Origin of the sequence: Desulfobacter sp., from assembly GCA_028768545.1 — a bacterium.
Lineage (GTDB): Bacteria > Desulfobacterota > Desulfobacteria > Desulfobacterales > Desulfobacteraceae > Desulfobacter.
In genome coordinates this window covers 4,387,591-4,407,624 of sequence record CP054838.1, presented here as the reverse complement: position 1 = coordinate 4,407,624, position 20,034 = coordinate 4,387,591, and the positions used below count along the sequence as shown (strand labels likewise).

Sequence of the window (20,034 nt, the reverse complement as noted above, 5' to 3'; positions counted from 1 at the left end):
CATGCCTGTGACAGATTGCCCAGAAGAGATTCAGGCGTCAGTGGCAAAGGTAAAAGAAATGGTCAGATCCTGTATCCAGTGCGGGACCTGCTCGGCCTCCTGCCCCAATGCCGAATTCATGGATATTACCCCCCGGCAGATGTGGCGGATGGTGCTGACAGACCGGCTTGACCTTCTTTTTGCCAGCCGCAGTTTTACCATGTGTTCCTCCTGCTATTGGTGCACCCTCAGGTGTCCCCGGGGGCTTGAACTGACCCGGGCCATGGGGGAACTCAAACAGATCGGGGCCCGGCTTAAACTTGGAAATTCAAAAAAGTCAGATTTGTTTTACCGTCTTTTTCTGGACAATGTCCGCCAATACGGGCGGGTCCGTGAAGTGGAACTTATGGGCCGGTATTTTCTGGGAATGAGAAATCCAATGGCCCCTCTGAGTTATGCCCCTTTGGGCATTTCCCTGTTAAAAAAGGGGAAGATTAAACCCGAACTGCCCGGCCGGGGTCCTGGAAAACTTGCAGACCTGTTTGAGGCGGTGCAGCATCAGGAGGGGATATGAAATCCTATTTATACTATCCGGGATGCTCTTTAAAAGGCACGGCAAAGGAGTATGATATTTCTGTTACGGCCCTGATGACTTCTCTGGGGGCTGATCTGCTTGAGATTGACGACTGGACCTGCTGCGGGGCCACGGCTGCCCAGGCTGTGGATTCAGGTATCGGCCTTGCGCTGGGTGCCCGGAACCTTGCCCTGGCAGAAAAAAACAGCCGGCCTGATCCGGAAAAAGAGCCTCTGGACATCCTGGTGCCCTGTTCGGCCTGCTATTTGAATTTGAAAACAGCCCAGTTCGACCTGGAAAAGGATAAGGCCAAAAGGGAGGGGATCAACCAGGTGCTTTCAAAGGAGAATCTGTCAGTTCAAACCCATCTTAAGGTCAGACACCTTTTAGATGTTTTATCCCTGGATGTGGACTGGAAAAAGGGTCTGCCGTTTTCAAATCCTCTGGAAGGCATTAAAGTTGCGCCCTATTACGGATGCCAATGCCTCCGGCCGTTTACCGTTTTTGACAATCCTGAATCCCCCCATTCCATGGATGAGATGATTCAGGCTGCAGGGGCTCAGGTTTTGGACTGGGACATGGGGGCTCAATGCTGCGGCGCCTCCAATGCCACGACCAAACCTGACGTGGGTCAATATCTTGTGGGCAAAATTTTAGACAATGCAAAAGATGCCCATTGCATTGTAACGGTCTGCCCCATGTGCCAGATGAATCTTGAAACCTATCAAGACAAGGCCCATCCCGTTCCCGTGTTGTATCTGCCCCAGTTTTTAGGACTTGCCATGGGCATTGCCAGGGACCGTCTGGGTCTTGAACTGAACCTGAGTGAAAATGTTCAACTCACAGGAGGATAGATGAACCGGTTTTTGACATATATCCGGTACAGCCTGGTCTCCAAGCTGATCATCATTGTCGGCCTGACCGTGATTTTTTCCATTTCCGTCTGGGCCTATGTCAATATCAACAACCTTAAAACCCAGAATATGAAAACCCTGGTGGACAGCACAGACCGGCTGACCAATTCCATAAAGCTTGGCACCCACTATGCCATGATGCTCAACTCCCGGGACGACATCAACCAGATCATCAATAATATTGCGTCCCAGCCCGGGATTGAGAATATCAGGATTTATAACAAGGACGGCCAGGTCAAATTCACCAACCATGAAGGTGAAGTTGACACCTTTGCCGACATCAAGGCGGTGGCCTGTGATATCTGCCATAAAACGTCTCCGCCCCCGGACCGGATCTCTCTTAAAGAACGGAGCCGTTATTTTTTTTCATCCGAGGGATACAGGCTTTTGGGCATTGTCCAGCCCATCTGCAATGAACCGGGATGTGCCACAGGCGACTGCCATTTCCATCCCCAGAACCAGAAAATTCTCGGCACCCTGGATGTGGTGGTTTCCCTGGACGATGCAGACCGTCAGATTTTAAAAATGGAAAAGGGAATCATCAAACTGGCCCTGTCCACTATTTTTATTATTTCCGTGATTTTATTTTTTTCCATTCTTCAGTTTGTAAAAAAACCGATCATCAAACTCATTGACGGGACCCGGAAAATAGCCAGGGGCCAGTATGATGCCAGGATTCAAATCGGGCGGGATTATGAAATCGATCTTCTGGGCCGGGCCATTGAGCAGATGGGTCATGAGATCGGCCAGAATCAGGCCAAGCTCAGAAAACAAAAAGACGAATACCAGGACCTTTTTGACAAGGCCCCATGCATGATTGCGGTCCAGGATAAAAATTACAGGCTGCTTCGGTATAACCGGGTATTCAAGGACCGGTTTGACCCCAAGCCGGGGTCTCTTTGCTATCACGCCTACAAGGGCCGGGATGAAAAATGCGAAGACTGCCCCGTGGATAAAACTTTCAGGGATGGACGTTCCCACTATGGTGAAGCCGAAGGCATGGGAAAAAACGGAGAATCCACCCATTGGATTTTTATTACAGCCCCCATTTGGGATGAACAGGGCAATGTCACGGCCGCCATGGAGATGAGCATTGATATTACCCGGCGCAGGCGGCTGGAAAAAGATCTTGCCCGGTCAGAAGAAAAATACCATGCCATATTCAACAATATTTCCAACCCCGTCTTTGTGGTCAACCAGGCGGACTTTAAGGTCCTTGATTGCAACATCAAAGCTCTTGAGGTCTATCAATACTCAAAAGAGAAGATGCTGGCTTCGTGTTTTTCCGATTTTTTCAGACCCGAAGACCGATCTGAACTTGAACTTCAGGTGAGACGCCGGCATGAGATCAGCAAGATCAAGCATTTGGACAGTCAAAACAGGGTGATTGATGTGGATATGTGGGTATCGCCCTCTGAGTATTCCGGGCAAAAAGTGTTTTTGATTACCATCAACGATATTACCCAGCGCCTGGAAACAGAACAGCATTTGCTTCATGCCAGCAAAATGGCCACTTTAGGTGAGATGTCCACGGGAATAGCCCATGAGCTGAACCAGCCGCTTTCCGTGATCAAGTCCTCTTCAAGTTTCTGCCTTAAAAAGAGACACAGAAGAGAGAAAATATCAGATGAGATTCTGAACCGGCTCATGGAAAAGATTGATGCCAATGTGGACCGGGCTGAAAAAATTATCCACCACATGCGCCAGTTTGCCAGGAAGTCTGAAATTAAACTGGTACCGGTGAGGATCAATGACGTGCTCCAGAGAACCTTTGAGATGTTCAACCAGCAGCTGAAGATTCACGGTATAGAGGTGGTCTGGGACAAAAAAAAGGATCTGCCCATGATTCTGGCCGATCCTGACCGGCTTGAGCAGGTCTTTATCAATTTGATCATGAATGCCAGGGACGCCATTGAAGCCAAGTGGAAACAAGAGGGTCAGACCCCGGGGTACGGGGATGAAATCACCATCAGGACCCGGGTTAGAAAATCCCGTTCAGGATTAAGACCCGTTCACAAGGGGGGAGGGCAGTATCTGGTGATTGAAATTCAGGATTCGGGAACAGGCATTGCTGCCGGGGTTGCAGACCGGTTGTTTGAACCTTTTTTTACCACCAAGGAAGTAGGCAAGGGCACAGGCCTGGGCCTTTCCATTAGTTACGGCATTATCAAAGATTGCGGGGGAAGTATCCGGGCGGCCGGTGCAAAAGGGGGAGGTGCCCTTTTTGTGATCCGTTTTCCAGCCCACCATGACCAGGATCTTGACATTATCTATTCCTGACAGGAGGGACCATGGATAAAACAAAATTTTCAATCATGATTGTGGATGATGAGGCAGATATCAGGGAGGTGCTTGAGATTGCACTGGCAGATGAGGGATATGAGGTGATTCTGGCCGAAGACGGAAAACAGGCCCTGGAACTTTTTCATAAAGCGCGGCCTTTGATTGTGATTACGGATATTAAAATGCCGGTTATGGGCGGGGTGGAGCTGTTAAGGCAGGTCAAGCAGGAAAATCCTGATACCGAAGTGCTCATGATCACAGGACATGGGGATATGGACCTGACCATTTCAAGCCTGAAATTCGGGGCCATGGATTTTATCACCAAGCCGGTGAATGTGGATATTCTTTCCCTGTCCGTATCCAAGGCAGTTGAAAAAATTATTTCCCGGCAGAAACTGGTTGAATATACCCAGGCCCTGGAACTTTTAGTCCTGGAAAAGTCCAAGCTCACCAGTCATCTCTCTTCTTTGGGCCTGATGATCGGCACCATTTCCCATGATGTTAAAGGGGTGCTGACCAACCTGGACGGGGGGCTTTACCTGGCCCGGTCCGCCATGGCCCGGCAAGACACAAAAGGGATGGCAGAGGGCATTGATATGCTGGATCAGGCCATTGACCGGATCAAAAAACTGATTCTGGATATCCTCATGTATTCCAAGGAGCGCAAGATCCTGGTCAAACCGGTAAAGGTTAAGGCCTTTGCCGAAGAAATTTCTAAAACCATGGCCGTTAAAATAGGCAGCCGGCCCATCCGGTTCTGCCTGGTCACGGACAAGGCCCCTGAGGTCATGGCGGCAGACCCGGGGTTCATGATGTCGGCCCTGGTTAATATCCTGGACAATGCCATTGATGCCTGTGCAGAAGACGGTTCTGGAAAAGACCATCTTATCACGCTTTGCATTGAAGAGAAAAAAGATCATCTTTCCATCCGGATCCAGGATAATGGATGCGGGATGGACATGGCCACCCGGGAAAAAATATTTGAACTTTTTTATTCGTCCAAAAGTTCAAAAGGGACGGGTTTCGGCCTTTTTATCGCCCACAGCATCATCACCCAGCACAAGGGGCGTATCGAGGTGGAGTCCCGGGTTCAAAAAGGAACAACCTTTGTGATCCGCCTTCCCCTGTCTGCCGCCACCTAACCCGAATATTTCATAACCTGAAGGTCAGAAACTGGCAACTTGAGGAAAACGGATATTAATATCTTTAAATACAGCAAATTATCATTGCTTGCCAAACCAACCTCACCAGTACAAATTGTCACCCTTCGGGCGAACCGATTTTACCTCATCTGCAGTGTTGCAGACCGTTCGCAGTAACGTCACTAGGCTTCGCGGCCTGGCGCCTTGAAGCTAAAGCAAAATCGGTTCGTGAAATATTCGGGATAGGCCGGCAGACCCCTGTAACATGGGGTGACTTTTTTTTACAAGCGGTCATAGGCACACCGGATAAGTTTTTCTGTGCTCTCCCAGGAGATGCATTCATCTGTGATGGATACCCCGTATTTGAGGGTGGAGGCATCTCCGCAGCACTTGCATTTCTGGTTGCCCTCGAACAGATTGCTTTCCAGCATCAGGCCCACAATTTTGTCATTGCCGTCCAACCGCTGATCCACGGCGCTTTTGAAAACAAAGGCCAGGCCCTTGAACTTTTGGCCGGAGTTGTCGTGGGAGCAGTCAATCACCACTGAATCCATGAGATTTTTTTCCCTGAGCCGATCCTGGGCTTTGCCCACGGAGACCGGATCGTAATTGGGCGTGGGACCTCCCCTGAGGACAATATGGCCGTACGGGTTGCCCTTGGTGCAGACCACTGCCGTGGACCCGTTTGGATCAATGCCCAGAAAATGCTGGGGCGCACCAGAGGCCTGCATGGCGTTGACAGCCACTGAGAGGCTGCCGTCGGTGCCGTTTTTAAATCCCACGGGCATGGAAAGTCCCGAAGCCATTTCCCTGTGAGACTGGGATTCTGTGGTCCTAGCACCTATGGCCACCCAGGTGAGCAACCCTGCAATATACTGGGGGGTGATGGTGTCCAGGATTTCCGTGGCCGTTGGCAGCCCCATGGCATTGATATTAATGAGCAAAGAGCGTGCGCAATGAAGCCCCTGGTCTATATTGTGGGTGGAATCCAGAAAGGGATCATTGATCAGGCCTTTCCACCCCACCGTGGTTCTGGGTTTTTCAAAATAGACCCGCATGATCAGGTTTATCTTGTCACCCACCTCTTCTCTCAAGGCTTTCATCTTCTGGGCATATTCCAGGGCAGCTTGGGTATCATGGATGGAGCAGGGTCCGGCAATGACCAAAAGGCGTTTATCTTTTCCTTTAAGAATATTTTCAACATCCTTGCGGCCCTGGATAACGGTTTGGGCTACGGGGTCCGTTACGGGCAGTTCGTCTTTGATCGTGGCCGGAGAGGTCAGGGGTTTGAATTCTTTGACATTTACATCATAGGTCTGTTTCATGGCAATTTCCTTTGCAGGGAGTGTCGCCTGGGACCTTGAATAAAAAAAGCCGCAGGCGGTGTCTGCCTGCGGCTTGGATCGTTTAAAAAGAAATCAGCGCAATACAGGCAGATGGATATAAAAATAATACCCGAAAAAATAAAATCTGTCTGTTTTGCGATTGTTCATGGATTGTCCTTGTTTAAAATTTATATCAAAAGACCATAATTTATCATGGGTGTCAAGAAAAATGAGGATTATTTTTTTTGCGTTTTTTCAATGACTTAGGTTTTTTGGGCAAAGGCCGGCCTTTTTGTTTCTGGTTTACAGGGTCAAAAGAATGCTTTTTCCGCCCTTGCCCCTGGGCGTGCCTTTTATTTGAAATCCATGGTCAAGCGCATTTTGGGTGATTTTTTCAAACCGCTTTTGGGAGACATGAAACGGGGGTTCCACAATGAGAAAGCTGCCCTGGGGATGGAGCAGGTTTTTTACCTGGGCAAAGAAGCGTTCCTGATCCAGGGTTTCATGGACCATGTAAAAGGCCAGGATGAAATTTGCCTTGATTTTTTTGTCCAGGCCGATTTCTTCCTGGGTGCACTGGTGAAGCCGGACCACCTGGGTTAGATTGTTCAATACCGATTTATGGGCCACCTTGGAAAGCATTTGTTCCTGGATATCCACGGCAAAGACCCGGCCGTCATCCCCCACCATTTTTGCCATATCAATGGAGAAATATCCAGGTCCGCACCCAAGATCGATTACCGTATCTCCGGGCTGGATATAGGGCCCAATGATCCGTTTGGGATTTTGAAAAATTTTTCGGATAAAATTGTCCAGAACAAAAGAATGACTATGGCTGCAGACATCACCCTTAAACGATGAATTGTACATGATTTCTCCTTGTTTTGTGTTTAGCTGCTATACGCTTGGGTTAAAATTTTTTTATTCTGAAGCGTTTAACCTGCGGTGCAGAAAATCCTCTGTTCGGGTTAAAAATTCCAGAATGAATTTGGTCTTTTCCATGTCCAGCGCTTCAAGGTACCGATTAAATCCCCCGTCCATATTTTCATGCCAGTCCTTGTGGGCCCAGTGGGCAGTCTTTCCCTTGGCGGTCAGGTCCACCAGAACCCTGGACAGGTTATCAGGGTCTGTGGATTTGGCTGTAAGCCCTTTTTTTTCAAGACGTTTAAGGCTTTGGGAAATGGCCCCTTTGGTGACTCCTATGAGCTTGGAAATCTCTGTTACACTGAGCCCTTCGTGATCCCCAATGATTTCTATGAGGTGAATTTCAGAGTGTGACAGATCCTTGTCTGTTCCAAATTTTCTGGGTTTTTTTTCCAGTTCCAATGCCAGTTCCATGATGGATCTGAACTTGCCGTGTATTTTTTGTTTTTCAATCATCACAATGCTAAAAATGTATACACACTAAACACAATTGTCAATTATAATTTTTTTAAAATTATAGAAAGGGACGGTCAGCAGCACCCGGGACCGCAGGATGCCTTTTCTTTGCCTTTTATCCAGACCTGGATAATATAGGCGGCTCAGCCCACACCCGGGGTCACGCCCAGGGCATTCGTGGGGCAGTTGGTGACACAGGCCCCGCATTCCATGCAGGCGTCAAGATCAGAAATTCTGGCCGAGCGGTCTGTCATTTCAAATACCTGGTGGGGGCAGACCTGGGTACACAGGGCACATCCGATGCATTGATCCGGGTTCAGGACCAGGGTGGCAACGGCCCCATAATGTTTAAATTTTTTCATTTTGTTTTCCCTTGTCAGGGTTAAGGTTAAAACCCGCTGTAAATCCAGAGTCCGGTTGATAATCCCATCAGGATCATCTGGACGGGAATATATTGTTTCATCTCTTTTTCAACCCCTGAAGGTGAGGTAAACGGGGTGGTGCCGGTGAAATTCATGGCCAGAAAAGAGCTGGTTGCCGTGGTGAATAAAAACAGGGCCAGGGCCCGGGAAAATGAGATTGATTCGGGGCAAAGTTTCCAGACCAGGGCTGCCCCTGCGGCACTGCCCAGAAGGATTCCTTTGAGGGCAAAGGCCCTTACCGGGATCCAGGGAAGGAGGATGGGGGTGATCACGGCACCTGAAAAAATGCCGCCTGCCAGGGCGTATAGACCATACCCTGTTCTTGTCCAGGCCGAGGTAAATGAAAAGATTCCAGGGCCGATACCCGAAAGAATAAAAAGAACCACGGTTGCGATTATGGCGGGCTTAAACAGAATTTGAACCTCAACAGGGGTCAGGATAAGCCGTTCTAAAAAGGTAAAGGTGACCTGGCGCATAAAAGGGTCTGCCTTTTTATTGTTCTTTAAAAAAAGGGGCAGATCCTTTGCCCGGACCGGGCCGTATATCACCCTGAATTTGGAAAGCGCTTTCACCTCTTTGGCATTAACCCCGGTTGCGCCCAGCTGGGGCAGGATCAACCGTTTGTGGGCGACGATACTGTCAAGTTTCACCTCTTTGATCCTTGATACCAGTTCTTTTGTGTCGAAGCTGCCTTTGCCTGCCGCACACCAGACATTGATGCCCCGGGTGTCCAGCACCAGGATCCAGGCATTGATGCCCGAAAGTGTTCTTCTTAAATGGTCAAAGCTGAGTTTGAAGTTGGCCGTGACCAGCACCTCGGAGCCTTCATGGGGCTGTCCTACCCCGTAAAGGCCCGGGCAGAGGGTATAGTTGTGTCTGTTTATCCCGCACCTGACAAGGGTTGTGGACATCCATTCACCGGCCGTAAGCCGGGTTTTGATTATGGGGACCGGGCCTGCCTTGGTTTCAATGAACCTGTCCACCCAGCGGCAAAGGGTGTATCCGGGTTTTTGAACCAGAGGTTGGGGGCCATTATCGGGCTGGGCGCTTTTGGCCATGGCCGGCATGATTCTGACGCCTGCTGTGGACAGACCCTTTGGGGTTTGATCTCTGCCTTTTGGGGTTTTATCTTTTGTCATCAATTTGTCTTGCTATAGAGAGTTGATATAGGTTTTAAACTGCTCGAGTATTTTTTGGTCCACACAAAAATAGGTTTTGGGTCCCTCCACCTCTCCGCAGACAATCCCCGCCTCTTTGAGTTTTTTTAAATGCTGGCTGATGGTGGACTGGGAATAGGGAAATATATCCACGATTTCCCCGCATACACAGGTGTTTATCCGGATGAGATGTTCCACAATTTTAACCCGGGTGGGATGGCCCAGGGCCTTAAAAATTTTGGCCAGCTGTTGGGTGTCCATAGGTCGCCTTGGTTGATTATCGTTTATCGTAAAATAACGATAAAGCAATTTTCATGCCGGGTCAAGTTCTTTAGGCCAATCGTTTTATTGCCCCGGAAAAATTAGGAAAAAGCCCTTATGGTCCGGGGAAGGCTTTTTGTAGCCGGGGTTTACATATTCCCGGGCTTTTGTTAAATCGCAATATACAGTTTTAAAACGTTTACCGGAGAAAAGGAGCAGATGTAATGGGTTTGGCAGCAGAGTATTTTGACGACGGCAGCTCTTTTGTGTCCATTGAGCCTTTGTCCATCAATCCTGATTCTTTGACCGATTTTTCATTGTTTGAACGATACCCCCCAAAAAAAGGGCGATATCGGTTTCGCTGCCTTTTAGTGGACAGTCTGTCCATTGATAAGCACAGGCTGATGGAGCTGCTGGGAAAAAGAAAAAGCGTTTTTATTCATAAAAAAGAGGCGAAAAAATACAAGGCCTATATCCGGGAGAATCTTGAATTTATCCTGAATCACGAGGCCATTGATCCAAAGCAAAAAACAGATACCCTTGTGGGCGCATTCCCATTTTCCCGGTTATACCGCTGGCACTGGATTGTGCATGTTTGCCATCTGCTTCAGGCAGTTCCAACGCCCTGCTTTATAAAATGATCGCAGCATAATCATTTTTTCTGCATTCTCCCGATACCAAAAGATGCATGGACCTTTAAGACGTAAATTCACGACTCTCCGAATCGAACTTTCAATAGCACCGCTGCCAATAGGTAAGTTCAACGCTTTTACAGTTGAGAAATTAAGCCTCAGTTCATTGCGCACAAAATAATCCCGTTCCGTCTTGATAGCCTTACTGTTTCTGCCTCTACAAAGCTTCTGGACGGCCTGTACCACCTCAATCGCCTTTCCCTTCAGCAGAAGACCTCGCTGCTTCGATACCCAGCGTTTGCGTTCCTTGGATGACCAGGTCTTCCTTAAGCCTGCTACTGTACCCAGATGCTCAACTGCATGGTAGAAATCGAGAAGTTCATACACACGCTCAGGAGCCAAACCCAATGCTTTTAGAAGTCCGGGGATTCGATTCCAAATCCAATGTGCCCCATCTGCAACAAACAGTATTTTGTCTGAGTTCTGAATATGAAGGGAGTTCAAATAACCCTTTAACAAGTGGAATACACCATCCGGTCCATTGAAACAGCCATCAATAAATGGTGAAAAGCTTTTTTCTTGTTTTCTATAAAGGGCGTTCAAAATTCTGTGTCAGTTGAATGAAAGCTGATATACTCAGCTAAATAAGGAGAACTGACATGACCGAAGAAAACACCGAATTTGATTTTCAAAAAGCCCTTAAAGGCATCCAGGAAGGTAAACCCTTCACAGGTAAGGGCGGCGTCCTTACATCATTAATCAAAAATCTTGCTGAAGCTGCTCTTGAAGGAGAGTTGGAGTCCCATCTCGGGCAGGAAGTTTCTGCCAACCGCCGTAATGGAAAAAGCAAAAAGACCATTAAATCCCTGGATGGTAAATTTGAGCTGGAAACCCCGCGTGACAGGGCCGGAACCTTCTCTCCACAGATCGTCAAAAAACATCAGACAACGCTCAGCGATGAAATTGAAAGAAAGATAATAGCCCTTTACGGCCTGGGCATGAGTTATAATGATATGGCTTCCCATTTACAGGAAATCTATGGACTTGAGATTTCAAATGCCACTCTGAGCACCATTACCGATAAAATCATCCATACCGTCAAAGAATGGCAGGCCAGGCCGTTGGAAAATGTGTACCCAATCGTATGGCTTGATGCCATACATTATAAAGTACGAGAAAACGGAAAGGTCGGCAGCAAAGCCGTTTACACAATTCTTGGGGTGAATATCGAGGGCCGCAAAGAGGTTCTTGGGCTGTACATATCCGAGAATGAGGGTGCGAACTTCTGGCTGCAGGTGTTAACAGACCTTTCAAACCGAGGGGTAAAAGATATCCTGATTGCCTGTGTTGATGGTCTAAAAGGTTTTCCCGAGGCCATTGAGACCATATTCCCGGACACAGAAGTTCAACTCTGCGTAGTCCACCAGATCCGAAATTCATTGAAATACGTTGGTTCCAAAAATAAAAAGAAATTTATGGCAGATCTAAAACGTGTTTATAAAGCGGTCAATAAGGATCTGGCCGAAGAAGAACTGGATATCTTGGAAAATAAATGGAATGACAAATACCCGATTGTGATAAAATCCTGGCGGAACAACTGGGAACGCCTCAGTCATTTCTTTAAATATCCAGAAGAGATTCGACGGATAATATACACCACAAATACCATTGAGGCTGTGCATCGACAGTTTCGAAAACTGACCAAAACAAAGGGATCATTCCCGAACCAGGACAGCCTGTTAAAGCTGCTTTACATGGGGATCCAGAACGCCAGTAAAAAATGGACAATGCCGATTCAAAATTGGTCACTGACAATTTCCCAGTTGGCAATTTTCTTTGAAGGCCGGCTGGATAAAGAGCTGGGAATTTGATAGGGATTTATTTACAGATGGAAAAGATGGTTCCAGGAACTCCACTCCAGCAAAAGTCAACTCCTCCGACGTGGCTGATTGAAGGCCCATTCTCGGACCTGACTTTTACTTCCGCTGGCGCTGAGGCAGATCCGGGAACCGAAACCGTGACACAGAATTCTGAACATTCCCGTTTTTACTCCCAACAGTTCAGTGGCTTTTCTATATGTTTACAAGAAAAATCTAGCACAAAACGATCAGGATCTCCAGTGTTTTCAACCTTTTTCTACAGCTTCAACAATCAAGATGACCTCCTAAAGCTGCTGTCCGGCAGGTGATGATTTTATTCATTACCTTGATCTGCTCGTGTGAGGCGTTGATGTTTTCCAAAAAGCGTTTACCTGCATGTCTGAATATATCAGCAATGTCATGTTGGGGTCTGCTGCTTTTAATGCAGCATTTGCCGATCATTGAAGCACCGTGTCAGCCGGGCTTACAACCTGGGATATGGCCTCCTTGCTGATGTGAAGATACTTGGCCGTGGTCCTGATGGATTTATGGCCCAGCATCTGCTGAAGCACGTATGTCCGGGTCCCTTGTTCCAGAAGATGGGTCGCAAAGCTGTGGCGCAGGGTATGGATGCCTCGGCCCCGTTCCACACCGGCCTTCATCTTGGCTTTATAATAAATCCGCTGTGCTGAATCGATGGTTAAATGCCTGGCCCTGGTCTGACCCGGGAAAATCCATTTACCCTGACGGTAGGTCTGCCAATAGTTCTCAAGGGTTTTCAACAGGATATCTGACAATACCGTATACCTGTCTTTTCGGCCTTTGCCCTGTTCGATCCTGATCATCTTGCAAGATCTTTCGATGTGGATGGGTTGAAGCTTGACCACCTCGCTGACCCTCAGTCCTGCACTGTAAACAGCCAAAAGTAGAGTGTAATGTTTGAGATTGCCACAGGCGTTTAAAATTCGCTCAACCTCTTCCTGGCTCAGTGCCATGAAAATCTTTCTTTCCTTGGGTCTGGGCGGGATGGACAGCTTGGGCTCTTTTTTTAACACGTGCTTACAAAATCGTTTTATTCCGGAAAATTGAACATTGCAGGTGTTCCATGACAGCTTTCGCTCCACAATGATATAGTCCAGATAATTCTGGAGCTGTTCATCGGTTAACTTGTCTGGCGACTGTTTGTAATGAAGCGCAAGGGATTTAATCGCGCTCATGTACGCTTTGTGGGTTTTGGGCGAAAGCCTGTGAAGGCTCATGTGTCTTTCAAATTGCTTGCGAAGTTGTGTCATTTTTACCTCCTGAATTATGGGTGGATAATCAGGAGAATGATGAAATAACACCGGGTAAATATAAAGGGATATTATATGGTAGTGGCCGACTTGTCCGGCAACGGCGAAGAGGCTTGACTGACCTTGCTTTCCGCGAAGCGGTTGTGTTCAACAAGAAATTGAACGATTCCGTTTATTGGTGATCTGCGGGTGGCGCATACCATTCCAAAATAACAACCGCATATCATGAATATCCGAGTGATAAACGACTGAAAAGGATGGTGATTTTTTCTTAGAGCGTTTTTCACATAAACTGAAATAATCACTCTATGGGAAAAAATGCAACCAGAAACATAGAGAAAGAATGAAAATAATTCAAAGACTTTTGAAACATGCTTAACGAGTATCCAGCAGACACTTATGGTATGAGCTGTCATCTTTTCTCCTGAGCCCCAAACCCGATATGTGGTGGGAATGTTCAGAATTCTGTGTCACGGTTTCGGTTCCCGGATCTGCCTCAGCGCCAGCGGAAGTAAAAGTCAGGTCCGAGAATGGGCCTTCAATCAGCCACGTCGGAGGAGTTGACTTTTGCTGGAGTGGAGTTCCTGGAACCATCTTTTCCATCTGTAAATAAATCCCTATCAAATTCCCAGCTCTTTATCCAGCCGGCCTTCAAAGAAAATTGCCAACTGGGAAATTGTCAGTGACCAATTTTGAATCGGCATTGTCCATTTTTTACTGGCGTTTTGGATCCCCATGTAAAGCAGCTTTAACAGGCTGTTCTGGTTCGGGAATGATCCCTTTGTTTTGGTCAGTTTTCGAAACTGTCGATGCACAGCCTCAATGGTATTTGTGGTGTATATTATCCGTCGAATCTCTTCTGGATATTTAAAGAAATGACTGAGGCGTTCCCAGTTGTTCCGCCAGGATTTTATCACAATCGGGTATTTGTCATTCCATTTATTTTCCAAGATATCCAGTTCTTCTTCGGCCAGATCCTTATTGACCGCTTTATAAACACGTTTTAGATCTGTCATAAATTCCTTTTTATTTTTGGAACCAACGTATTTCAATGAATTTCGGATCTGGTGGACTACGCAGAGTTGAACTTCTGTGTCCGGGAATATGGTCTCAATGGCCTCGGGAAAACCTTTTAGACCATCAACACAGGCAATCAGGATATCTTTTACCCCTCGGTTTGAAAGGTCTGTTAACACCTGCAGCCAGAAGTTCGCACCCTCATTCTCGGATATGTACAGCCCAAGAACCTCTTTGCGGCCCTCGATATTCACCCCAAGAATTGTGTAAACGGCTTTGCTGCCGACCTTTCCGTTTTCTCGTACTTTATAATGTATGGCATCAAGCCATACGATTGGGTACACATTTTCCAACGGCCTGGCCTGCCATTCTTTGACGGTATGGATGATTTTATCGGTAATGGTGCTCAGAGTGGCATTTGAAATCTCAAGTCCATAGATTTCCTGTAAATGGGAAGCCATATCATTATAGCTCATGCCCAGGCCGTAAAGGGCTATTATCTTTCTTTCAATTTCATCGCTGAGCGTTGTCTGATGTTTTTTGACGATCTGTGGAGAGAAGGTTCCGGCCCTGTCACGCGGGGTTTCCAGCTCAAATTTACTATCCAGGGATTTAATGGTCTTTTTGCTTTTTCCATTACGGCGGTTGGCAGAAACTTCCTGCCCGAGATGGGACTCCAACTCTCCTTCAAGAGCAGCTTCAGCAAGATTTTTGATTAATGATGTAAGGACGCCGCCCTTACCTGTGAAGGGTTTACCTTCCTGGATGCCTTTAAGGGCTTTTTGAAAATCAAATTCGGTGTTTTCTTCGGTCATGTCAGTTCTCCTTATTTAGCTGAGTATATCAGCTTTCATTCAACTGACACAGAATTTTGAACGCCCTTTATGTAGTATGCGACCATGTTCCGGGGTTGTGGGCCAAAATCAAGATTATGCCCTGTTAAATTTTTTATGGAAAAAGATTAGGATAATCATGAGTCGGTCAATCAACGTTATCCGGTATTTAAATTGATTATAGAAGGCTGCAAAACAGAAAATTCAGTAATCTAAACTCTTTCTTTGACTGAAATCAGGATTGTATCAATATTAGTTTGACTTTCTAATCCTTTTTTGGGTAGATATTGCGCGTTTGATTTGATTATTGTCGACATTCCCTATTATACGTATTTGGCAACTTTTCTGACATATTAAAAATTAGGTTTAAAGGAACAAAACGATGATTCGATTTTTCAACATTTTTTCTTTGGTTATTTTTCTATCTCTTTTGTGTACGGTTCATGCGAGGGCCTTTGATGAAAAAGACCTGAGCCGGCTTAAACAGACGAAACAATGTCCTGGTTGCAACCTGACCGGTGCTAAGCTGGACAGTGCGAACCTGTCCGATGCTTTCCTGTCCGGTGCGAAACTCGACGGTGCTGACCTGACCGGTGCTGACCTGACCGGTGCTGACCTGTCCGGTGTTAACCTGGACGTTGTCCTGTCCGGTGTAACCTGGACCAACGGTTGCAAATGTAAAAACTATAAATGTTCAAATTGTCGATAAATTGAATGGATAGTCAGACATATCCTTGCCGAATGAACTATCCTATACATTTTTCACCATCAAGTGCTTCCCAGTACTTGACCACTGTGTCTGGAATTTGTTTATCCTTTTCTGAAAATTCCAATTCATTTTCAATGAAAAGAGTGATGAGGTCATCGTATCGATCCGACTCATGAATAATGATCATTTTTATTTTCCTTTGAAGCTCAACATGTGGTGAACAACGCTTTTTGATCCCTCTTTTTCAATTGCTGATCAAGCGAAATTAAGGTTACAATGCCGGGATTTATTTCATCACCAGAAAATAGATCTGCCCATGGGCTGTCATATGGCCGGCTGTAAATTCGGCCCAGTTCCTGTTTCCGCAGAAGATATCCACCCGGCCCGGCCCTTTGATGGCCCCGCCCGTATCCTGGTTTAAAGCAAAAAACGAGGCCCGTTCCCACTCATCTTTAGGCTGGTTCTCTTTTCCGGGCAGCGCCGTCTCAACAAAGGCCAGCCCCCCCTTGGGAAAGACCTTGGGGTCTGTGGCAATGGCCCGCAACGGGGTGATGGCCACGCCGATACTGCCAAAGGGGCCTCCCTTGCCTGCCTTAAAAAACACAACGCTCTTGTTAAAATGCAGCACCTCATCCATTTGAGAGGGATTTTTCTCCAGCCATTCACGGATGGCCTGCATGGACATTTTCTCCCGGGGGATCTCATTTTTATCAATCAAATACCTGCCAACGGATCTATAGGCATTACCGTTGGATCCGGCATAGTGAACCCTGAGTTCTTCTCCGTTTTCCAAAGCCATCCGGCCCGATCCCTGGATCTCCAGAAAAAACCGGTCCACCCTGGAGGCCAGCCAGACCACAGGTTCTGCCCTTTTTTCAAAATCAGGGGTGGTATTAATCTCTTTTCTGGCATAATAGGGCAAAACCTGGCCGGTCTCTTGGGCCACCCGGGCCATGAGGCGTTTATGCCCCTTATACTTGTCTGAAAATTTGGACAGATCAATCTGGAAAAGATCTTGGGGCATGGAATATACCGGAAAGGAAAAATTGTCGCTTCGGGTCAGGCTGCCCTTGTAAGTGGGCTCAAAATATCCTGTAAACAGCACCTGTCCATTGGTATTTCCCACGCTTTTATACACATGAAACCACTTGCGGATAAATTGATTCAATTCAGGCCCGGTGGGACGGCCAATTAAAAATTGTTTAAAGGTCTCAAGGGAATGGATCATGTGAACGGCATCGTATTGATCCTTGCCGTACACATAGGTCCGGGTCGGGGGCACCCGGTTAAAATAAACCAGGCTCTGGTCAATGGCGGATTCAAGATTCTCAAATCCCAGGGTGTCCAAAAATTTAGGATACTGCCTTGAAGATATTTTTACCACAGGGACCTGCACCACATCCTCTGGAGTGGTTTTGCCCCGGCATCCGGTAAAAAGGATAAGGCTTAACACCAGAAAAAAAAACAAAACCACTGCCCGTTTAAAGGGGGGCTGCTCTAAACTGTTTGCGCTAGTCATCGGTCATTGTCCTTTTTACCAGGTGACGGGTGACGCTCTTTTCATGGGAAATAGAAGACAGCTCAGGCAAGGGAGCGGAGGCCACAGACAGGGTTTCAAATTTTCGGGCCGAGGCCATCACCCGTGTTTCCATGGCCCCTGCGGTCCTGTTGAAGGTGGCGGCTGTTTTTTCAATATCCTTTCCAAGGCGGTTCATATGGTCGGTCATGGTGGAAAGCCTGCTAAAAAGCTCAGACCCCAAATCTCTTATGGCTTCTGCATTTTCATATCCCTTTTGCTGGCGCCAGGAATAGGATATTGCCTTGAGCATGGCAATGAGGGTGGTCGGGGTGGCCAGAATCACGCCCTGTTCAATTGCTTTTTCAATGAGATCCGGCTTCTGGGAAAGGGCTGCGGAAAAAAAATTTTCACCGGGGATAAAAAGCACAACAAACTCAGGGCTCGGGGTAAATGCCGACCAATACTGCTTGGATGACAATTGGGAAACATGGGCCAGGACCTGTCCGGCATGGGCCCTCATCCTGGCGTTTCTCTCTTTTTCATCACAGGCTTCTAGAGCATCCAGATAGGCCATCAAAGGCACTTTGGCATCCACCACGATCTTCCGGCTGCCCGGCAGGGTGACCACCATATCCGGACGCAAAGCCCCTTTGCCCTGCCCTTCTACGGCCTGCTCAAAAAAGTCACAATACTCGGCCATGCCGGAAAGTTCAGCCACCCTTTTCAGGGTAATCTCTCCCCAGCGCCCTCTGACATGGGGCACCCGAAGGGCTTTGACCAGATTTCCGGTTTCCAGATAAAGCTGCTGCTGGGTCTTGGCCATCTCTGTCAAATAACGGCTGATGGAACCAAAGGCATGTTCCCTGTCCTTTTCCATAATTCCCAGGCGCTGTTCATATTTGTCCAGCACCCTGTGAACCGGGTCCACAGCCTGCTTTATCTCGTCCCCCTTGGCCTTAAAATCGTGCCGCGCCTCCTGCACATACCCCTTAAAATGGGACTGGGCAAGGTCCATGAATTTTAAAGAATTCTCATACAGGGCCTGGGAGGACAATTCCCTGAACCGGTCGGCAAAAAAAAACAGGCCGAACCGGGCAGCCAATGCGGCAAGCACAATGCCGGCAGCAAGGCCGGCACTGAAAAACCCAAGCTGTTCCATGGTAATCCCTGTCATCAGGTCTTTTCCGAACGATAGGTGCCGCTTTTTCCCCCGGATTTGGCCGCCAGGTGGATATTGGATATTTCCATGGCCTTGTCATAGGCCTTGCACATGTCATAAATGGTCAGGGCCGCAACAGAAACGGCTGTCAACGCCTCCATTTCCACCCCGGTTTTCTCTGTCAAAGAGACCTCGGCCTCAATGTCAATGGCATTGATGGGCCGGTTGGGTAAAAAATCAACCCTGGCATAGGTCAGGTTGATGGGATGGCACATGGGAATCAGATCCCAGGTCTTTTTGGCCGCCATAACACCGGCGATCCGTGCGGTCTCAAGCACGTTTCCCTTTTTAACCTTTTCATCCAGAATCATGCTCAGGGTCTCCGGGGTCATGGTAATACGCCCCCTGGCAATGGCCTGCCTTTTGGTGGGGGCTTTATTGCCCACATCCACCATTCTGACCCGGCCCTGGTCATCCAAATGGGTAAATTCCTTCATTGTCACTCCTTGCTGGTCAAAAAATTAAGGGATCAGGCAAAAATCTGGGTTTTGGATGTGGCTTCCCCTTTGATCCGATTCAGGGTATGGGTCAGGGTCTCGATCACATGTTCACGAATATCACCGGCAACGGCCAGGAACATGACATCATCTCCTACGGTCAAAGGCTTGTCAGCCTCTATATGAACCAGGACTTCCACAATCCCCGGTTGTGACCTGGCCTGGGCCAAAATCTCGTCTAAACGCTTATGGTCCACCTTGACCTCAAGCCCTGTGACGGCCTCTCCCTCTCTGGAGGTGGCCCGGACCACCCCGTTATGGTAAAGCACCATGCCGGCTTTGGAAAAATCCGGATGGTTTCTCATTTCATTGATCATTGCAGGTAAATCCATGGGGCCTCCTTAAAAATTATCAGTCTTCGGTTAAATTCAGGGGTTCAAAACAATCCGGTCAGGACGACTCCCCGGCCATGGTCCTTGCCAATGCCAGGTCCTCAGGCGTATTGACGTTAAATTTAAACCGCATCTTTGGATCCAGCGTTTCCAATGTCTCAGGCAATACCTCAAGCACTTTTTTGGGCGTAAAACATTTTTTAATCATAAACCGCTGCCGGCTCAAATTTGTTTCCATCCGTGGCAGACAGGATTTGTGATAGAGAGCGGATAAGGGTTCCAGACCTTCCCGGGTTCGAGGAATAATAATTTCCTTTTTCGATGTTCTTTGGCTCAACAGGTATTGAATCACGGTTTCACTGATAAAGGGCACATCGCAGGCCGTGGCGTAAATCCATGGAGAGGCTGAGTAGAAAAGTCCTGTGTGAAGGCCTGCCAGTGCGCATCCTGCAGGAATGATATCCGTGACCACCAGGGCATCCATGGATGCAAATTCCTTTGGATCATTCACCACCAGGATCACCTGACTGAACAATTTGGAAAAAAGAGAATAAATCTTATCCAGGATGATCGTTTCTCCCACCTGGTGAAATGCTTTTTTTTTCCCGGGAAGCCGGCTGTTTTTCCCACCGGCCAGAATGACCCCTGTACAATCAATTTTTTCCAAAATACGTGTATTCCCCGGTTT

Annotated in this window: 22 protein-coding genes; 7 read left to right on the top strand and 15 right to left on the bottom strand. The window is 47.6% G+C overall.

The features are described from left to right. The first annotated feature begins 1 nt into the window (after window position 1). The 4 genes from HUN05_21455 to HUN05_21440 are packed head-to-tail and all read left to right on the top strand — an operon-like array spanning window position 2 to window position 4,892. The gene (locus tag HUN05_21455; protein ID WDP87372.1) at window positions 2–553 is read left to right on the top strand and encodes a 4Fe-4S dicluster domain-containing protein; all 552 of its coding nucleotides are present in this window, start codon (window positions 2–4) and stop codon (window positions 551–553) included. Continuing rightward, complete coding sequence (locus HUN05_21450; protein WDP87371.1) at window positions 550–1,407, top strand: CoB--CoM heterodisulfide reductase iron-sulfur subunit B family protein; 858 nt, start codon at window positions 550–552, stop codon at window positions 1,405–1,407. Before HUN05_21455 ends, HUN05_21450 begins: the two co-directional genes overlap by 4 nt. Next, window positions 1,408–3,747, top strand: a complete 2,340-nt coding sequence (locus tag HUN05_21445; GenBank protein ID WDP87370.1) for a PAS domain S-box protein — start codon at window positions 1,408–1,410, stop codon at window positions 3,745–3,747. It begins immediately after the preceding gene. 11 nt (window positions 3,748–3,758) lie between these two features. Further along, the gene (locus HUN05_21440) at window positions 3,759–4,892 is read left to right on the top strand and encodes a hybrid sensor histidine kinase/response regulator (GenBank protein ID WDP87369.1); all 1,134 of its coding nucleotides are present in this window, start codon (window positions 3,759–3,761) and stop codon (window positions 4,890–4,892) included. A gap of 281 nt (window positions 4,893–5,173) precedes the next feature. Here the strand turns inward: HUN05_21440 and HUN05_21435 are convergent, their stop codons facing one another. The 6 genes from HUN05_21435 to HUN05_21410 form a co-directional block, all read right to left on the bottom strand. Continuing rightward, window positions 5,174–6,217: a 3-deoxy-7-phosphoheptulonate synthase gene (locus tag HUN05_21435; GenBank protein ID WDP87368.1), complete on the bottom strand. Its 1,044-nt coding sequence runs from the start codon at window positions 6,215–6,217 to the stop codon at window positions 5,174–5,176. Window positions 6,218–6,520: 303 nt separating this feature from the next. Next, complete coding sequence (locus HUN05_21430; protein ID WDP87367.1) at window positions 6,521–7,087, bottom strand: methyltransferase domain-containing protein; 567 nt, start codon at window positions 7,085–7,087, stop codon at window positions 6,521–6,523. Between the two features lie 51 nt (window positions 7,088–7,138). Next, window positions 7,139–7,597, bottom strand: coding sequence for a MarR family transcriptional regulator (locus tag HUN05_21425; protein WDP87366.1), 459 nt, complete (start codon window positions 7,595–7,597; stop codon window positions 7,139–7,141). A 143-nt stretch (window positions 7,598–7,740) separates the two neighbouring features. Further along, complete coding sequence (locus tag HUN05_21420) at window positions 7,741–7,959, bottom strand: 4Fe-4S binding protein (GenBank protein ID WDP87365.1); 219 nt, start codon at window positions 7,957–7,959, stop codon at window positions 7,741–7,743. Window positions 7,960–7,985: 26 nt separating this feature from the next. Continuing rightward, complete coding sequence (locus tag HUN05_21415) at window positions 7,986–8,990, bottom strand: hypothetical protein (GenBank protein ID WDP88180.1); 1,005 nt, start codon at window positions 8,988–8,990, stop codon at window positions 7,986–7,988. A gap of 180 nt (window positions 8,991–9,170) precedes the next feature. Beyond that, window positions 9,171–9,437 (bottom strand): helix-turn-helix transcriptional regulator, encoded by a 267-nt coding sequence (locus HUN05_21410; protein ID WDP87364.1) that lies wholly within the window; start codon window positions 9,435–9,437, stop codon window positions 9,171–9,173. Between the two features lie 224 nt (window positions 9,438–9,661). On the opposite strand from HUN05_21410, the gene HUN05_21405 reads away from it, so the two are divergent. Next, a complete protein-coding gene (locus HUN05_21405; protein ID WDP87363.1) occupies window positions 9,662–10,078 on the top strand; it encodes a hypothetical protein in 417 nt (138 codons plus the stop codon). Here HUN05_21405 and HUN05_21400 read toward each other — a convergent pair. Then, on the bottom strand, window positions 10,004–10,672 hold the full coding sequence (locus tag HUN05_21400; protein ID WDP87362.1) for a hypothetical protein: 669 nt from the start codon (window positions 10,670–10,672) through the stop codon (window positions 10,004–10,006). The two genes, HUN05_21405 and HUN05_21400, sit on opposite strands and share 75 nt — an antisense overlap. Before the next feature lie 56 nt (window positions 10,673–10,728). On the opposite strand from HUN05_21400, the gene HUN05_21395 reads away from it, so the two are divergent. Further along, window positions 10,729–11,940 carry an IS256 family transposase gene (locus tag HUN05_21395; GenBank protein WDP87361.1) on the top strand — a complete coding sequence of 404 codons (1,212 nt, stop codon included), beginning with the start codon at window positions 10,729–10,731 and terminating at the stop codon, window positions 11,938–11,940. 446 nt (window positions 11,941–12,386) lie between these two features. On the opposite strand, the gene HUN05_21390 is transcribed toward HUN05_21395, so the two are convergent. Together HUN05_21390 and HUN05_21385 are read right to left on the bottom strand one after the other, a co-directional pair. After that, window positions 12,387–13,220 (bottom strand): site-specific integrase, encoded by an 834-nt coding sequence (locus HUN05_21390; GenBank protein ID WDP87360.1) that lies wholly within the window; start codon window positions 13,218–13,220, stop codon window positions 12,387–12,389. A 620-nt stretch (window positions 13,221–13,840) separates the two neighbouring features. Next, window positions 13,841–15,052, bottom strand: a complete 1,212-nt coding sequence (locus tag HUN05_21385; protein WDP87359.1) for an IS256 family transposase — start codon at window positions 15,050–15,052, stop codon at window positions 13,841–13,843. Window positions 15,053–15,452: 400 nt separating this feature from the next. On the opposite strand from HUN05_21385, the gene HUN05_21380 reads away from it, so the two are divergent. After that, window positions 15,453–15,779, top strand: a complete 327-nt coding sequence (locus HUN05_21380; protein WDP87358.1) for a pentapeptide repeat-containing protein — start codon at window positions 15,453–15,455, stop codon at window positions 15,777–15,779. Between the two features lie 37 nt (window positions 15,780–15,816). Here the strand turns inward: HUN05_21380 and HUN05_21375 are convergent, their stop codons facing one another. The 6 genes from HUN05_21375 to HUN05_21350 all read right to left on the bottom strand — a co-directional run bounded on the left by HUN05_21375 (window position 15,817) and on the right by HUN05_21350 (window position 20,013). Beyond that, window positions 15,817–15,966, bottom strand: coding sequence for a hypothetical protein (locus tag HUN05_21375; GenBank protein ID WDP87357.1), 150 nt, complete (start codon window positions 15,964–15,966; stop codon window positions 15,817–15,819). A 99-nt stretch (window positions 15,967–16,065) separates the two neighbouring features. Continuing rightward, a complete protein-coding gene (locus HUN05_21370; GenBank protein ID WDP87356.1) occupies window positions 16,066–17,298 on the bottom strand; it encodes a murein transglycosylase A in 1,233 nt (410 codons plus the stop codon). Further along, window positions 17,291–18,472, bottom strand: a complete 1,182-nt coding sequence (locus HUN05_21365; GenBank protein WDP87355.1) for a DNA recombination protein RmuC — start codon at window positions 18,470–18,472, stop codon at window positions 17,291–17,293. Before HUN05_21365 ends, HUN05_21370 begins: the two co-directional genes overlap by 8 nt. Continuing rightward, window positions 18,472–18,954: a cyclic pyranopterin monophosphate synthase MoaC gene (gene moaC, locus HUN05_21360; GenBank protein WDP87354.1), complete on the bottom strand. Its 483-nt coding sequence runs from the start codon at window positions 18,952–18,954 to the stop codon at window positions 18,472–18,474. The genes HUN05_21365 and moaC overlap by 1 nt, the downstream gene beginning before the upstream one ends. Before the next feature lie 32 nt (window positions 18,955–18,986). After that, window positions 18,987–19,346, bottom strand: a complete 360-nt coding sequence (locus HUN05_21355; GenBank protein WDP87353.1) for a molybdenum cofactor biosynthesis protein MoaE — start codon at window positions 19,344–19,346, stop codon at window positions 18,987–18,989. A gap of 58 nt (window positions 19,347–19,404) precedes the next feature. Continuing rightward, the gene (locus HUN05_21350) at window positions 19,405–20,013 is read right to left on the bottom strand and encodes a molybdenum cofactor guanylyltransferase (GenBank protein ID WDP87352.1); all 609 of its coding nucleotides are present in this window, start codon (window positions 20,011–20,013) and stop codon (window positions 19,405–19,407) included. Window positions 20,014–20,034 lie beyond the last annotated feature (21 nt).